13 protein-coding genes and 1 pseudogene are annotated in these 13,291 nt (G+C 73.7%); 4 read left to right on the top strand and 10 right to left on the bottom strand.

What is annotated here, in order from left to right; genetic code table 11:
* Positions 1 to 19: 19 nt before the first annotated feature.
* Positions 20 to 1,108, bottom strand: a complete 1,089-nt coding sequence (locus tag ACIP4O_RS02045) for a glutamate--cysteine ligase (RefSeq protein ID WP_401570383.1) — start codon at positions 1,106 to 1,108, stop codon at positions 20 to 22.
* Between the two features lie 146 nt (positions 1,109 to 1,254).
* Positions 1,255 to 1,962, bottom strand: coding sequence for a DUF4232 domain-containing protein (locus ACIP4O_RS02040; protein ID WP_401570380.1), 708 nt, complete (start codon positions 1,960 to 1,962; stop codon positions 1,255 to 1,257).
* A 259-nt stretch (positions 1,963 to 2,221) separates the two neighbouring features.
* Between ACIP4O_RS02040 and ACIP4O_RS02035 the strand changes: the two genes are divergently transcribed.
* Positions 2,222 to 4,057, top strand: coding sequence for a S9 family peptidase (locus ACIP4O_RS02035; protein ID WP_401570377.1), 1,836 nt, complete (start codon positions 2,222 to 2,224; stop codon positions 4,055 to 4,057).
* Positions 4,058 to 4,115: 58 nt separating this feature from the next.
* Positions 4,116 to 4,913 carry an SURF1 family protein gene (locus ACIP4O_RS02030; RefSeq protein WP_401570375.1) on the top strand — a complete coding sequence of 266 codons (798 nt, stop codon included), beginning with the start codon at positions 4,116 to 4,118 and terminating at the stop codon, positions 4,911 to 4,913.
* A 113-nt stretch (positions 4,914 to 5,026) separates the two neighbouring features.
* On the opposite strand, the gene ACIP4O_RS02025 is transcribed toward ACIP4O_RS02030, so the two are convergent.
* The 8 genes and pseudogenes from ACIP4O_RS02025 to hppD all read right to left on the bottom strand — a co-directional run bounded on the left by ACIP4O_RS02025 (position 5,027) and on the right by hppD (position 12,403).
* The gene (locus ACIP4O_RS02025; RefSeq protein ID WP_361331066.1) at positions 5,027 to 5,218 is read right to left on the bottom strand and encodes a hypothetical protein; all 192 of its coding nucleotides are present in this window, start codon (positions 5,216 to 5,218) and stop codon (positions 5,027 to 5,029) included.
* An 89-nt stretch (positions 5,219 to 5,307) separates the two neighbouring features.
* Positions 5,308 to 5,433: pseudogene (locus ACIP4O_RS02020) on the bottom strand (hypothetical protein); the annotation flags it as partial.
* A gap of 79 nt (positions 5,434 to 5,512) precedes the next feature.
* On the bottom strand, positions 5,513 to 6,532 hold the full coding sequence (locus ACIP4O_RS02015; protein ID WP_401570372.1) for a hypothetical protein: 1,020 nt from the start codon (positions 6,530 to 6,532) through the stop codon (positions 5,513 to 5,515).
* A 416-nt stretch (positions 6,533 to 6,948) separates the two neighbouring features.
* Positions 6,949 to 7,623: a SigE family RNA polymerase sigma factor gene (locus tag ACIP4O_RS02010; RefSeq protein WP_401570369.1), complete on the bottom strand. Its 675-nt coding sequence runs from the start codon at positions 7,621 to 7,623 to the stop codon at positions 6,949 to 6,951.
* Between the two features lie 395 nt (positions 7,624 to 8,018).
* Positions 8,019 to 9,098: an aspartate-semialdehyde dehydrogenase gene (locus ACIP4O_RS02005; protein WP_401570366.1), complete on the bottom strand. Its 1,080-nt coding sequence runs from the start codon at positions 9,096 to 9,098 to the stop codon at positions 8,019 to 8,021.
* Positions 9,099 to 9,138: 40 nt separating this feature from the next.
* Entirely contained in the window at positions 9,139 to 10,407 is a 1,269-nt protein-coding gene (locus tag ACIP4O_RS02000; protein WP_361331073.1) for an aspartate kinase, read from the bottom strand.
* Positions 10,408 to 10,538: 131 nt separating this feature from the next.
* Complete coding sequence (locus tag ACIP4O_RS01995) at positions 10,539 to 10,964, bottom strand: SRPBCC family protein (protein WP_401570363.1); 426 nt, start codon at positions 10,962 to 10,964, stop codon at positions 10,539 to 10,541.
* Between the two features lie 233 nt (positions 10,965 to 11,197).
* Positions 11,198 to 12,403 carry a 4-hydroxyphenylpyruvate dioxygenase gene (hppD, locus tag ACIP4O_RS01990; RefSeq protein ID WP_164290680.1) on the bottom strand — a complete coding sequence of 402 codons (1,206 nt, stop codon included), beginning with the start codon at positions 12,401 to 12,403 and terminating at the stop codon, positions 11,198 to 11,200.
* A 208-nt stretch (positions 12,404 to 12,611) separates the two neighbouring features.
* Here hppD and ACIP4O_RS01985 point away from each other — a divergent pair, with 208 nt between their 5' ends.
* Positions 12,612 to 12,818 carry a hypothetical protein gene (locus ACIP4O_RS01985; protein ID WP_401570360.1) on the top strand — a complete coding sequence of 69 codons (207 nt, stop codon included), beginning with the start codon at positions 12,612 to 12,614 and terminating at the stop codon, positions 12,816 to 12,818.
* 26 nt (positions 12,819 to 12,844) lie between these two features.
* Positions 12,845 to 13,291 (top strand): PaaI family thioesterase, encoded by a 447-nt coding sequence (locus ACIP4O_RS01980; RefSeq protein WP_401570358.1) that lies wholly within the window; start codon positions 12,845 to 12,847, stop codon positions 13,289 to 13,291.

Genomic DNA, 13,291 nt, shown 5'->3' with positions numbered 1-13,291 from the left:
GCGCCTCCCGCCGCGCCCCTCACTCCCCCACCGTGTACCGGGCGCACTCCCGTACGACGTCTCCGAGGCTGCCCGTCTCCTCGTAGGTCGCGCGCTGGCGGCGGGCGCCGTTGCCCTCGTGCAGGAGGCGGGCTGTTTCGGCCTCGGCGAGGTCGAGGTCGCCGTTCTCCTTGAGGGCGTCGCGTGTGTGGGCGAGGAGTGCCGCGACGACCTCGGTGGGGGCGGCGGGGGTGTGGTGGACGGGGTGGAGGAGGTCGCCGTCGAGGCCGGAGCGGGCGGCCTGCCAGGAGGCGAGGCGCAGGACGGCGGTGGGGACCGGCGCGGGCGGCACGCGCCCGGCCGCCTCGTGGGCGGCCGTGTCCACGAGGGCGCGGCACAGGGCGGCGAGGAGCGCGGGGGTGCGGGCGTCGAGGCACACGTCGGCGACGCGGATCTCGACCGTGGGCCAGCGGTGCGAGAGGCGGGCGTCGAAGTAGACCATCCCCTTGTCGCGCAGCACGCCCGTCCCGAGCATCGCCTCCACCTGGGCGTCGTACGCCTGCGGGCTGCCCGCGATGTCGTACGGGCCCGCCGAGGGCCAGCGGTTCCACACGCGGGCGCGGTGGCTCCCGTAGGCGGTGTCCTTGCCCTGCCAGAACGGCGAGTTGGCGCTCAGGGCGAGGAGCGGGGGCAGCCAGGGGCGGATACGGTCCAGGACGGCGACGCCCTCCGCGTCGGAGGCGACGGAGACGTGGACGTGGCAGCCGCACGTCAGCTGCTCCTGGGCCAGGGCGCCGAACTTGTCGGTGACCCAGCGGTAGCGCTCACCGTCGTTGACCTGCGGGCTCACCGGGAGCGGTGAGGTGGCGAGCGCGGCGACCCGCGCGCCCGCGCGGCGGGCGAGCGCGTCCGTGGTGGTGCGCAGCCGCTTGATCTCCTCGGCGAGCGCGTCGATGTCGGCGCACGGACTCGTCGCGAACTCGATCTGCTGACCGTGCAGCTCGCTCTCCACCGAGGACTCCCTGGGCGCCGCGTCGGCCGAGGCGAGCACCGCCGCCGCCCGCGCCTTGGGCTCCCCCGTCCTCTCGTCCACGAGCAGAAGTTCTTCCTCAACCCCGACCGTCCGCACCCGACACCGCCTCTCCGCCGTCCCGCCCTTTGTTCCGTGTCCACCGGTTGCCCCGCGCGAGGGCTTTTGAAGCGGGGCAACGCGGGTGGTGTGCGGCGGGGAGGCAGTGGGGGTGCGCGGCGCGCTCGGGCGGAGTGCCGTACGGCTCAGCCCTCGCCCTGCCCGATGCTCCCCATCGGGCCGACCACGACGCCCTGCCCCTTGTCGCTGTCCGAGACCGGCAGCGAGGGCTGGCCCGGCCAGGCGAGCTTCACGGAGTGCGTCTCGTCGGGCGGGGTGACCGTGAGGCCCGTGATGCGCACGCCGCTGCCGCCGGTCTTGTTGACCGGGTACATGACGGGGGCGTACGTCTTCTCGCCCGGCTTCAGCACCACCGGGTGGTCCGGGACGGACGCCTTGATGCCGCGCTCGGCGGAGAGCGAGCCCGCGTTGGTGCTCAGGTCCGCGCCCGCGTACGCGTTGAGGGAGCAGGGGGCGCTGCCGCTGTTCTCGAAGGTGATCGCGACGGTGGCCGGGTCGTCGTCGCCGATCGTGGCGTCGGAGGCGGAGATCTTGAGGTTGCTCGTCAGGCACTTGCCCGTCTTGGCGCTCGTGCCCCCGCCGGAGGAGCCGGCCGACGAGCCCGAGGAGCCGGAACCGGAGGAACCCGTGGAGCCGGACGCCGCCGAGGAGTCGCCGCCGGTCGAGGCGGACGGCTGCGCGGGACCCGGCTCGCTCGCGGGCGCCGAGGAGTCGGCGGCATTGCTCCCCGCCGCCGAGGCGGCCTTGTCGTCGCCGTCGTCGCTCTGGCAGGCGGTGAGCGTGAGACCGGTGAGGACGGCGAGGGTGGCGAGGGCGAGCTTGCGGGAGTGCATTGCGGATTCCTCCGTCGAGTGGGGGGACGTGCCGTCGAGCGCTTACGTGGACAGGGACCTCGTGGACGCCCTCAGCCGTTCCCGCCGCCTCCGGCTCGGAACGGCCTCGTGACAAGCCCGCGACACTCCGCCCACACGCCCGCCGGACCCGCGCACCCCGGACCGCGCCCCGCAGCCCCGGACCCCGCGCCCCCGGAACCGAGCCCCGCGCCCCCGGTACCGCTCCCCGCTCCACCTGCGAAGGGAGTTGAATAGGCCCATGACGACCGACGCCACAGCCATGCCGGACGACGCGGCAGCCATGCCCGACTGGGAGAAGCGGTTCCGTGCCCCGCGCGTCTCCCTCCCCGAGTGGGCCGAGGACGCCCCGGACCGCTCGCTGTTCGTGTCGAACGCGACCGGGACGTACGAGCTGTACGCCTGGGACCGCGCGAACGGGGCGCAACGGCAGGTCACCGACCGCGAGAACGGGACGACGGACGGGGCACTGAGCCCGGACGGCGAGTGGATCTGGTGGTTCGACGACCACGACGGGGACGAGTTCGGGATCTGGCGGCGTCAGCCCTTCGCCGGGGGCGAGGACGCCGAGGCGCTGCCCGGGGTCGCCGCCGCGTACTCCGCCGGGCTCGCGCTCGGGCGCGACGGGCGGACCGTCGTCGTCGGCAGTTCGAGCGACGAGGACGGCTCGCTCGTCCACGTCGTACGGGACGGCGGCGCGCCCGTCGAGGTGTACCGGCACCGCGAGTCGGCGGGCGTCGGGGACCTCTCGTACGACGGCTCGCTCCTCGTCGTCGAGCACACCGAGCACGGGGACGCGATGCACTCGGCGCTGCGGGTCTTCGAGCTGGCCGCGTCGGGGGAGATCGCCCGTACCGTCGCCGAACTCGACGACACCGAGGGCGGGACGAAGGAACTCGGCCTCTCCGTCATGGGCTTCGCGCCGCTCGCCGGGGACGCGCGGCTCCTCGTCGGCACGCAGCGCGCGGGCCGCTGGCTGCCGATGATCTGGGACCCGGTCGCCGGTACGGAGACCGCGCTCGCCATCGACCTGCCGGGGGATGTCAGCGCCGACTGGTACGAGGACGCCTCGGCGCTCCTGATCGCGCACAGCCACGAGGCGCGCGGCGAGCTGTACCGCTACGACCTCGCCGCGCACCGCCTGGACCGGATCGAGACCCCGCGCGGCACCGTCTCCGAGGCAGGGGCGCGCCCGGACGGCAGCGTCGAGTACCTGTGGTCCTCGGCCGCCGAACCGCCCGTCGTGCGCTCCACGACGAGCGGCGTCGTCCTGGACCCGCCCGGGATGCGCGCCCCGGCCTCGGTGCCGGTCACGGACGCGTGGGTGGAAGGCCCGGGCGGGCGCGTGCACGCGCTCGTGCAGACGCCGGAGGGGGACGGCCCCTTCCCCACCGTCTTCGAGATCCACGGCGGCCCGACCTGGCACGACAGCGACGCCTTCGCCGCCGGGCCCGCCGCCTGGATCGACCACGGGTACGCGGTCGTCCGCGTCAACTACCGGGGCTCGACGGGGTACGGGCGGGCCTGGACCGACGCGCTCAAGCACCGCGTCGGGCTCATCGAGCTGGAGGACATCGCGGCGGTACGGGAATGGGCGGTCGGCTCGGGACTCGCCGACCCGGAGCGGCTCATCCTTTCGGGCGGTTCCTGGGGCGGCTACTTGACGCTGCTCGGGATCGGCGCGCAGCCGGGGGCGTGGGCGGCGGGCGTCGCGGCCGTGCCGGTGGCGGACTACGTGACGGCGTACCACGACGAGATGGAGGCGCTGAAGGCGATGGACCGCACGCTCTTCGGCGGTACGCCCGAGGAACTGCCCGAGCGGTGGGCGGCCTCGAACCCGCTCACGTACGTGGACGAGGTGCGCGCGCCCGTCTACCTCTCGGCAGGCGTCAACGACCCGCGGTGCCCGATCAAGCAGGTCGAGAACTACGTCGACCGGCTGGTGGCGAGGAAGCACCCGCACGAGGTCTACCGCTACGACGCGGGGCACGGCTCGCTCGTCGTGGACGAGCGCGTGAAGCAGGTGCGGATGGAACTGGACTTCGTCCGGCGGCACGTGCCGGGGGCCGGGGCCTGAGCGACTGTGGTACGGGGGCGGGCGCGGGGCGTCCCGGCCCGCCCCGTACCGTGGGGGTGTGTACCGGTTCCTGCTGACTCCCCGGTGGTGGGGAATCCACGTCTTCGTCCTCCTGGCGATCCCCTTCTGCGTCTTCATGGGGTCCTGGCAGCTGAGCCGCTTCGAGGACCGGGTGGACACGCACCAGCACGCCGAGGCCACGGCCGAGGCGCACGCCGACGCGGCGGCCAGCCCGCTCGCGAAGGTCCTGCCCGTCACGACCGAGACCTCGGGCGCCCGCACGCGCGCCACGGGCCGGTACGTCAAGCAGCTCCTCGTGCCCGATCGCGGGCTCGACGGAGCGGACGGCTACTACGTGCTCGGGCTCCTGCGCACCCCCGAGGACAAGGTCCTGCCCGTCGTACGCGGCTGGCACGAGGGCTCCGCCCCGGCGAAGGCCCCCGCGGCACCTACCGGGACCGTCACGGTGACCGGGGCGCTCCAGCCCTCCGAGGACGCGCGCAGCACGGGCGTGACCGCGACCGGCGGCCTCCCGGCCGGGCAGGTCGGGATCATCGGCGCGGCCTCGCTCCTCAACCTCACCACGTACGACGTGTACGACGGCTGGATCACGCTCGACCACGCCGAGTCCGGGCTCACGCCCGTGCCCGCCAAGTCCCCCGACGGCGGCGGCCTCGACCTCAAGGCGTGGCAGAACCTCGGCTACACGGGCGAGTGGTTCGTGTTCGCCGGGTTCGTGGTCTTCATGTGGTACCGGCTCGTACGCCGCGAGGCGGAGGCCCGCAGGGACGCGGAGCTGGGCATCGCGGCGGAGGAGGACGAACCGGCACCGGAGCCGGAGACGGCGCGGGTCTGAGGCGCGCGGCCCACTGGGGTACGGCCTACGGGGGTACGGCCCGCGTGGCACACGGCCCGCCACAGCCGCCGCCCCGGCGCCTCACGCACCGCTCACACACCGCTCACGCGCCCTCACGTCTCCTCGCGCGCCGACTCCTCCTGCTCCACGTTCGGCCGCATCGCGTCCCCGCTCTCGCCCGGGTGGCGCGGGTGCTCCTCGCGGACGTCCCCGGCCGCCTTCTCCGCCTCGTGGCGGATCTCCTGCGCGGCGGTACGGGGGGACTCGGCGTCCTTCGGCTTCTCCGGCTTCGCTTCGTGCGGCACGGCGGGCTCCTTCCGGTCGTCGGTCAGACCCTCGGGGTACCCGCCTCGCGCGCGCTGACACGTGCACCGGCCCCGCGTGCCGTACGCCCTCAGGGCACCAGGAGGCGCTGGATCGCCGGGGCGACGCGCGCGATGATCGCCTCCGCGTCCTCCTCGGCCGGCACGGGGACCTGGACCAGGCGGCGGCCGACCACGAGGCCGATCAGCATCGTCGCCGCGAGCGCGGTGGTACCGGCGAAGTAGGGCGGGGCGAGGGGCGGGGGTCCCGCGGGGCAGCCGCCCCCCTCCGCCCCCTCAGCCGCCGTTCGCCGGGAGGAGGCCCGTGCGGTAGACCGTGCCCGGGCAGGACTCGGGGATCGTCGTGTTGGTGACGGGGCCGCCGGGGGCCGCGTTGTGGGTGACCTCGACCGTGGCGGTGCCGGAGGCGTCGTCGGCCGGGACGGTCCTCGCGAACTGGGTCGTGGTCTGGTCGAGCGCCGCCGTGTTGCCCTCGGGGGCCGTGCCCGGGTCCGAACCGCCGCTCTCGGCGGGGGGCGGGGACGGGTCGGCCGGGGGCGGGGACGAGGGCTCGGGGTCGCCAGTGCCCTGCGTCGGGCCGCTGGTCGGACACGTGCTGTCCGGTACGAACGCGAACCGCACCTCGTACGACTGCCCCGGGTCGAGCAGCAGCGCCCGCACCGACTGCGCGGTGCCGGGCAGGCCCGCGGCCGCGTCGCCGTCCTGGTGCTGGACGACGGGCACGGTCGTACGGGACGTACCGCCCACCACCGCGACCTGCACCTGGCCCGGCGAGGTGACCGCGCACTTCTCGCCGGAGATGTTCGCGACGCGGAAGCTGCCGTAGACGGTGCCGTCGGCGGCCGGGGTGCCCCGGTCGGCGGCGGCGTCGCCGAGCTGCGTCGCCGCGCAGCGGGGGGCTTCGGCGAGGACCGTACCGGCGGAGGGGGGCGCGTCCGGGCCGGGCGAATCGCTCGCGCCGCTTCGGTGCTCCCCGCTCGCCGAGGAGTGCGGCGAGGCGCTCCGGCCGCCGCCCGCCTCGTGGCCGGCGCCCTCGTGCCGTTTCGTCGCGGCCGAGGACGGGGTGCGCGCGTCCTGGCTGCTGCCCGCCATCGCCGGATCGGCCTCGTGGCCCGGCGCCGCGGCGACGTGGACGGCCGCGGGGATCGCGGTGCCGAGGAGGATCACGGCGGCGGCCGCGCCGACGAGCGTCTGCCGCCTGCGGGCCCGACGGGCCGGCACGGCGGCCTGGAGCCGGTCGAGCGTCCCCTCCCCGGGCGCGAGCCCACCCACCGCGCCGTGGAACAACGCGCGCAATTCATCCTCACCGAAGGAGGAATCGGGCGAAGCGGAATCCCCGGAGGCGGGAGGGGTCGGCGCGGCGTCCGCGGAAGCGGGAGGGGTCGGCGCGGCGTCCGCGGAAGCGGGAGGGGTCGGCGCGGCGTCCGCGGAAGCGGGAGGGGTCGGCGCGGCGTCCGCCGGGGCGGAATCCGCCGTCGCGGGGGCGGTGGGGGACGCGGGGGCCGCCGAGTCGGCGGGCGGCGCGGGGAGTTCCCTCGTCTCGCCGTCCCCCGGTGCCCCCGAAGCTCCTGCCGCCGCCCCCGGTGTCCTGCCGCCGCTCACCGCCGCGCCCTTCTCATCCCGAGCCCCGCCCCTTCGAGCCTCGTCCCGCGTGCCGTCCCGCCCCGCGCCGTCCGCAGGCATGCCGTCCCGCCGGGCGCCGTCGCCCGCCGTCACTTCACGGCTCCCATCGCGACGCGCAGCGCGGCGATCCCGCGCGAGCCGTACGCCTTCACCGAACCGACCGAGACGCCGAGCGTCTCGGCGACCTGCGCCTCCGTCATATCGGCGAAGTACCGCAGCACGAGCACCTCGCGCTGCCTGCGCTGGAGTCCGCGCATCGCCTTGATGAGGTCGTCGCGCTCCAGGAGGTCGTACGCCCCCTCCTCCGCGCTCGCCATGTCCGGCATCGGCTTCGAGAGGAGCTTCAGGCCGAGGATGCGTCGGCGCAGCGTGGACCGCGAGAGGTTCACGACGGTCTGCCGCAGGTAGGCGAGGGTCTTCTCGGGATCGCGGACCCGCTTGCGCGCCGAGTGCACGCGGATGAACGCCTCCTGCACGACGTCCTCGCAGGAGGCGGTGTCATCCAGGAGCAGCGCGGCGAGGCCGAGCAGCGAGCGGTAGTGGGCGCGGTAGGTCTCGGTGAGGTGGTCGACGGTCGTACCGACCGCGGGCGCCTCCGGCTCCGTCTCGTCCGCGGACCGCTGCCGCGGAACGGAGGGCCTGGTCAGGGGCATCGGCGCGATCACCGGCATGGTGCCGGGGGCACGGGTCGTCCTGCGGCGTCCCGGGGGACGCAGCGGGAGGGGCGCGACACGCGCCGTCGTGAATTCGAGAACCTCAGCCACGGTTGTTTGACACCGCTGCCCCCCTCGGGGTTGTACGGCGATCCAAGACGCGCCGGACCGGTCCCCTCCGCCCCCCTCACCCTCACCCGCACCCGCTTCTTCCTCCCCGACTCGGAACACCCCCGTCGCACCCCCGTGCGCCCCCCTCGCGTCCTGGGGACCGTGCGGCTTCCTGGTGTGGGGGGAGACGTCGGGTCCACCGTGCGCGGTTGCGGGGGGACGGACTCGCATCGTCCGTTGCGGGGGCGAGGCGGCACAAGGGCGGCTGGGGCAGAGTTGCACACGGGAACGTCACAACTTCGTCACAGCAGGCCCATATTTCGGGACGTTGGGGACGTACGCCCCTCCCCCGCACGCGCGTACGCCCCCCCCGCTCAGCCCCCGTTCACGCCACGTCAGCGGGCTCCCACGACCAGCTCGGCGATCTGCACCGCGTTGAGCGCCCTTCCCTTGCGCACATTGTCGGCGCAGACGAAGAAGTCGAGCGCGTGCGGGTCGTCGGCGTCCGCGCGCACCCGCCCGACCCACGCGGGATCGGTCCCCGCCGCGTCCACGGGTGTCGGGTACTCGCCCTTCTCGGGATCGTCGATGAGGACGACACCGGGTGCCGTGGCGAGGATCTCGCGGGCGCGCCCGGCGGAGACGGCGTGCTCGAAGCGGGCGTGGACGGTGAGCGAGTGGGTCGTGACGACGGGGACACGCACGCAGGTCGCGGAGACGGGGAGCGTCGGGAGGCCGAGGACGCGGCGGGGCTCGTCGCGGAGCATCCGCTCGGTCGTGGTCCAGCCCTCGCCGTCGTACGCGCCCGTCCAGGGCACGACGTTGAGCGCGACCGGGTCGGGAAAGGGCCCGGTGTCCTGGCCGAGCACGCGGCGTACGTCGCCGGGCGCCGTACCGGGCCCGGGCGTCGCGGCGCCGCTCGCGCGGCGTTCCTCGGCGACGAGCGTCCCGAGCTGGCCCCACAGGGCCTCGGTGCCCGCGCGGCCCGCCGCGCTGACGGCCTCGTACGTGGAGACGACGAGGCCCGTGAGGCAGAACTCGGCGTGCAGCGCGCCGAGCGCGACGATCATGGCGAGGGTCGTGCACTGGGGTCCCGCGACGATGCCGCGGGGCCTGGCCCGTACCGCGTGCGGATTGACCTCGGGCACGACGAGCGGGACGTCGGGGTCGGTGCGGAAGGCCGCGGAGGTGTCGACGACGACGGCGCCCGCCTCGACGGCGCGCGGCGCCCACTTCTCCGCGACGTCCTGCGGCACGAGGAAGAGCGCGAGGTCGACGCCGTCGAAGACGCCGGGCTCCAGCGCGTGGACCCGGTTGGGCGTGCCGCGCACGCTCAGGACGCGCCCGGCGGAGCGTGCGGAGGCGAAGAGACGGATCTCGCCCCAGATGTCGGCGTGCTGGCTGAGGATGCCGAGAACGGCGCCACCGGCGATTCCGGTGGCGCCGACCACGGCGAGCACGGGCCGCCCGGTCACGGCACCTCCGTGCGTGCGCCGTGCGGCCCGTGCGGGTGGGTCATCGCCCGGTGCCCCCGTAGACCACTGCCTCGTCGCTGTCGCTGTCGAGACCGAAGGCGGAGTGCACGGCGCGTACGGCCTCGTTGACGTCGTCGGCGCGGGTCACGACCGAGATGCGGATCTCGGAGGTCGAGATCAGCTCGATGTTGACGTTCGCGCGGCTCAGCGCCTCGAAGAAGGTCGCCGTGACGCCCGGGTTGGTCTTCATGCCGGCGCCGACGAGGGAGATCTTCGCGATCTGGTCGTCGTAGCGCAGCGACTCGAAGGCGACGGTGGCCTTGAGCTTCTCCAGGGCGTCGATCGCCTTGCGGCCCTCGGACTTGGGGAGGGTGAAGGAGATGTCGGTGAGGCCCGTGGACGCGGCGGAGACGTTCTGCACCACCATGTCGATGTTGACCTCGGCGCCCGCGATGGCGCGGAAGATCGCGGCGGCCTCGCCCGGCTTGTCCGGCACCCCGACGACGGTGATCTTCGCCTCGGAGGTGTCGTGCGCCACCCCGGAGATGAGTGCCTGCTCCATCGCTTCGTTCCCCTGCGTTCGGCCGACCCACGTGCCCTGGAGCCCCGAGAAGGAGGAGCGGACGTGGATCGGGATGTCGTACCGGCGGGCGTACTCCACGCAGCGGTGGAGCAGCACCTTCGACCCGGAGCTTGCCAGCTCCAGCATGTCCTCGTAGCCGATGTGGTCGATCTTGCGGGCCTTCTTCACGACGCGCGGGTCGGCGGTGAACACGCCGTCGACGTCCGTGTAGATCTCGCAGACCTCGGCGTCGAGCGCCGCGGCGAGCGCGACCGCCGTGGTGTCCGAGCCGCCGCGACCGAGCGTCGTGATGTCCTTCTTCTCCTGGGACACGCCCTGGAAACCGGCCACGATGGCGATGTTTCCCTCGTCCACGGCCGTACGGATACGGCCGGGCGTGACGTCGATGATGCGCGCCTTGCCGTGGGAGCTGTCGGTGATCACCCCGGCCTGGCTGCCCGTGAAGGACTGCGCCTCGTGCCCCAGGTTTTTGATCGCCATGGCGAGCAGTGCCATGGAGATCCGCTCTCCCGCGGTCAGCAGCATGTCCATCTCGCGGCCGGGAGGCATCGGGGACACCTGTTCCGCGAGATCGATCAACTCGTCCGTCGTGTCACCCATCGCGGACACCACGACAACGACCTGATGGCCGTTCTTCTTGGCTTCCACGATCCGCTTGGCGACCCGCTTGATGCCTTCGGCATCGGCAACGGATGAGCCTCCGTACTTCTGCACGACAAGGCCCACGTGCGCGCTCCTCGGTAGTCAGTCCTGCGATCGGCTCAGTTTAGCGAGCGGCCGGTTTTCGCCCGGTACGTATCGGCTGCTGAGACGCCCTGCCCAGCCTCCGACCCGCACGCGGCACCCCGTGCCACTCCTTACCGACCTTGCCCAGGCCCGTGCGGAGCACTCGGATTGTGGGGCAGGTCACGTACGAGGCGCCCGAGCGCGAGCCGGGCGAGCGGCTCGTAGCCGAGGACGTACGGGGCGGGGCCCTCGCTCACGAGCCGCGTCACGGAGCCACCATCGCGCAGGGCCCGCACGCCGTGCTCAAGCCTGAGCCGCACGGGCCCGCACCGCACCACCCAGGACCAGTCCCCGCCCTCGACCCGCTCCACCCGGAACCGCACCCGCACCCCCAGCGGCCCCCGCACCGTCCCGGTGGCCCCCCTCGCGAGCCGCTCCCCGTCCGTCTCGACCCCCCGGATCTGCGGGGACCACTCGGACCAGCGGGCGTAAGCGGCGTAGCGCTCGCGGACGAGGGCGGCGGGGGCGGGACCGGAGCGGTGGAGGGTGCGGCGCATGGGGGAAGTATCACGCCATGGCGCACCAATCCAGCCCCTCCGGCGTCACCACATCCAGCCCCTCCGGCGTCACCACATCCAGCCCCTCCGGCGTCACCACATCCAGCCCCTCCGGCGTCACCACATCCAGCCCCTCCGGCGTTTGAGGAGCGGGGTGTGGGGCGGAGCCCCACAAAACGGGGCCCGGGGGCGAAGCCCCGCGAGCCCCGCCCCGCCGCACGCCGCCCGCGCGGCTAGAAGTTCCCCCGCCTCTCCTGCTCCCGCTCAATCGCCTCGAACAGCGCCTGAAAGTTCCCCTTCCCGAACCCCAGCGACCCGTGCCGCTCGATCATCTCGAAGAACAGCGTCGGCCGGTCCCCGAGCGGCTTCGTGAAGATCTGGAGCAGGTACCCGTCCTCGTCGCGGTCCACGAGGATGCCCCGCTTCTGCAACTCCTCGATGGGAACGCGCACTTCACCGATGCGGGCGCGCAGCGCGGGGTCCTCGTAGTACGAGTCCGGGGTGTCCAGGAACTCGACGCCCTCGGCCCGCATCGCGTCGACGGAGGCGATGATGTCGTTGGTCGCGAGCGCGAGGTGCTGGGCGCCCGCACCCCCGTAGAACTCCAGGTACTCGTCGATCTGCGACTTCTTCTTGCCGGGCGCCGGCTCGTTGAGCGGGAACTTCACGCGGTGGTTGCCGTTGGCGACGACCTTGCTCATGAGCGCGGAGTACTCGGTGGCGATGTCGTCGCCGATGAACTCGGCCATGTTGGTGAAGCCCATGATGCGGTTGTAGAAGTCGACCCACTCGTCCATGTGGCCGAGTTCGACGTTGCCGACGACGTGGTCGAGCGCCTGGAAGACGCGCTTGGGCGCACCGGGACGCCGCACGTGGCCGGAGGTGCGGGCGACGTACCCGGGCAGGTACGGGCCGGTGTAGCCGGAGCGGTCCACGAGGCTGTGCCGGGTGTCGCCGTACGCGGCGATCGCGGCGATCCGCACGGTGCCGTGCTCGTCGGTGACGTCGTGCGGCTCTTCGAGGACGCGGGCGCCCTGCGCGCGGGCGTGGGCGACGCAGCGGTCGACGTCGGGCACTTCGAGCGCGATGTCGGTGACGCCGTCGCCGTGCGCGCGCTGGTGGTCGGCGACGGGGCTCGCGGGGTCGACGGCACCGTTGAACACGAAGCGGATGGCGCCGCTGCGCAGCACGTAGGAGTGGTGGTCGCGGTTGCCGGTCTCGGGCCCCGAGTACGCCTCCAGCTCCATGCCGTAGGCGGACTGGTAGTAGTGCGCGGCCTGGCTCGCGTTCCCGACCGCCCACACGATCGCGTCCCACCCGGTGACCGGGAACGGGTCGGCGTTGTCGTCGTACTCCACGAGCCCGACGAGCTTGCGCAGTTGGGGAAGGTCGAGTTCGGCCAGTCGTTCCTGGTCGGTGAGGGTGTCCTGGATGCTCATACGCGCCAGGACAGCCCCCGCCCGGGGCCCGCGGCAAGAGGACGCGCCCGGGGGTGGGCAGCCTGTTCACCTTGACCAGCCGGGTGCCGCACGGGCCGGACAGAGTGTCCACTCAAACCTCGCGGCGGTGTGCACTTAGCGGAACAGTGGCACTTCGGCGGGGGCCGAAACGTAAGCCCCGTACGGTGCCGCCACCGCCCACTACCTCGTGGCGGACGGTCCGCGCGCGCTGCGGGCCGCGACGGCGACGGGGCTCGGACCGGCCCGGCTCAACGAGATCACCACGGCCCGCGTCGACCAGTCGCTCCCCCACCAGCTCGGCCCCCTGCTCCGCGAACTCGCCGACCGGGGCGTCCACGTCCGTACGCGGTACAGCGACCACGAGGGCAACCTCGTCCTGGTGACGAGCGGTTGAGCGCCCGCCCCCGCTAGATTGGCTCCATGCCCCACGAGAGCGACCCCGAGGGCTTCGCCCGCCGGATCTTCGAAGCGCAGCCCTTCACCCGGTTCCTCGGCGCCGAACTCGTCGCCGCGGGGCCCGGATCGGCCGAGATCCGGATCGTCAACCGCCCCGAACTCCGGCAGCAGCACGGCTTCGTGCACGGCGGGGTGCTCAGCTACCTCGCCGACAACGCCCTGACCTTCGCGGGCGGCCTCGCGCTCGGCGGCGACGCCCTGACCGCCGAGTTCAAGGTCAACTACGTCCGCCCGGCGACGGGTCCGGTCATCACGGCGCGGGCCCAGGCGGCGGCGACGACCCGCGGGCAGGCGGTGTGCCGCTGCGAGGCGTGGTCGGTGGCGGAGGACGGGACGGAGAAGCTGGTGGCGCTGGCGCAGGGGACGATCGTCGCGGCGCGGCCGACGCGCACGGGTCCCGCGCCCGCCTGA

Source organism: Streptomyces sp. NPDC088923, from assembly GCF_044749745.1.
Taxonomy (GTDB): Bacteria; Actinomycetota; Actinomycetes; order Streptomycetales; family Streptomycetaceae; genus Streptomyces.
The sequence above is the reverse complement of the archived record's forward strand: the minus strand, read 5'-3'. Positions and strand labels throughout refer to the sequence as shown.